Here is a 1,762-nt window from a genome sequence, read left to right on the forward strand (position 1 = left end):
CTTCCGCCGTCTTCTGCGATGGTTACATCACCAACGCTCATCGCTGGGGTATCATTATCTGTGATCGTTACCGTTCCTGAATCTGTTGGATTGCTCGTGTTGCCACTAGCTACTGTTCCAGTAACTGTAAAGTCCTCGGTTGGTTCTCCAACTACATCATCGGTAATTGGAATACTAACGTTCACCGTTGTTTGTCCCGCTGGAATGGTTGCAGTTACCGTTGTGGTTGTATAATCATTTGGATCGGTGGCACTGTTATCGGTCGTAGTGATGGATACAACTGTATCTACACTGCTTGGATTGTCAATGCTCACTGGTACCGAGACGCTTCCGCCGTCTTCTGCGATGGTTACATCACCAACGCTCATCGCTGGGGTATCATTATCTGTGATCGTTACCGTTCCTGAATCTGTTGGATTGCTCGTGTTGCCACTAGCTACGTTACCTGTAACTGTAAAGTCTTCGGTTGGTTCTCCAACTACATCATCGGTAATTGGAATACTAACGTTCACCGTTGTTTGTCCCGCTGGAATGGTTGCAGTAACTGTGGTCGTGGTATAATCATTTGGATTGGTTGCACTGTTATCGGTTGTAGTGATCGATACTACTGTATCTACACTGCTTGGATTGTCAATGCTCACTGGTACCGAGACGCTTCCGCCGTCTTCTGCGATGGTTACATCACCAACGCTCATCGCTGGGGTATCATTATCAGTGATCGTTACCGTTCCTGAATCTGTTGGATTGCTCGTGTTCCCACTAGCTACGCTACCAGTAACTGTAAAGTCTTCGGTTGGTTCTCCAACTACATCATCGGTAATTGGAATACTAACGTTCACCGTTGTTTGTCCTGCTGGAATGGTTGCAGTAACTGTGGTCGTGGTATAATCATTTGGATCAGTTGCACTGTTATCGGTCGTCGTGATACTTACTACCGTATCTACACTGCTTGGATTGTCAATGCTCACTGGTACGGATGCACTTCCGCCGTCTTCTGCGATGGTTACATCACCAACACTCATCGCTGGGGTATCATTATCTGTGATCGTTACCGTTCCTGAATCTGTTGGATTGCTCGTGTTTCCACTAGCTACTGTTCCAGTAACTGTAAAGTCTTCGGTTGGTTCTCCAGTTGTATCATCGGTAATTGGAATACTAACGTTCACGGTCGTTTGTCCCGCTGGAATCGTAGCAGTAACAGTGGTCGTGGTATAATCATTTGGATCGGTTGCACTGTTATCAACAGTCGTAATACTTACAACTGTATCTACACTGCTTGGATTGTCAATACTCACTGGTACTGAGACGCTTCCGCCGTCTTCTGCGATGGTTACATCACCAACGCTCATAGCCGGAGTATCATTATCAGTGATTGTTACCGTTCCACTATCTGTTGGATTGCTCGTGTTGCCACTAGCCACTGTTCCAGTAACTGTAAAGTCTTCGGTTGGTTCTCCAACTACATCATCGGTAATTGGAATACTAACGTTTACCGTTGTTTGTCCCGCTGGAATGGTTGCAGTTACCGTTGTGGTGGTATAATCATTTGGATCGGTGGCACTGTTATCGGTCGTAGTGATGGATACAACTGTATCTACACTGCTTGGATTGTCAATACTCACTGGTACGGAGACACTTCCGCCGTCTTCTGCGATGGTTACATCACCAACGCTCATCGCTGGGGTATCATTATCTGTGATCGTTACCGTTCCTGAATCTGTTGGATTGCTCGTGTTGCCACTAGCTACTGTTCCAGTAACTG

General features: G+C 46.4%; 1 protein-coding gene. It reads right to left on the minus strand.

Going from position 1 to position 1,762, the window contains the following annotated elements:
* Positions 1-1,762 (minus strand): beta strand repeat-containing protein (locus H2O64_RS23885; RefSeq protein ID WP_215907212.1); only part of this gene is annotated, 1,762 nt, incomplete at both ends.

Origin of the sequence: Kordia aestuariivivens (assembly GCF_014397005.1) — a bacterium.
GTDB classification, from domain to species: domain Bacteria; phylum Bacteroidota; class Bacteroidia; order Flavobacteriales; family Flavobacteriaceae; genus Kordia; species Kordia aestuariivivens.